At 39.4% G+C, this 307-nt stretch carries 1 rRNA gene; it reads right to left on the bottom strand.

Going from position 1 to position 307, the window contains the following annotated elements:
* Window positions 1–109, bottom strand: a 16S ribosomal RNA gene (locus H5181_RS20425); the annotation flags it as partial.
* Window positions 110–307 lie beyond the last annotated feature (198 nt).

Genomic DNA, 307 nt, shown 5'->3' with positions numbered 1-307 from the left:
TCCGCCGCTCGTCACCTCAGGAGCAAGCTCCCTTGTGTTACCGCTCGACTTGCATGTGTTAGGCCTGCCGCCAGCGTTCAATCTGAGCCATGATCAAACTCTTCAATTAAAGTTTTTTTGAAACCAAAAGGTTTCGGCTCAATGAATTCTGATTTCATTAATTAGACTCGGAAGAATCTAATTAATGTTTGTACATATTACTATGAACATTCATCGTTGCATTGAGTTTAAATTTTTTGATTGCCAACATTCCGAAGAACAGAAGACAATTTCGAATAACTCAATACCTGTGAATGTCCACACAGAT

Origin of the sequence: Shewanella sp. SG44-2 (assembly GCF_014164215.1) — a bacterium.
GTDB lineage: Bacteria > Pseudomonadota > Gammaproteobacteria > Enterobacterales > Shewanellaceae > Shewanella > Shewanella frigidimarina.
This window is presented reverse-complemented; position numbering and strand designations above follow the sequence as displayed.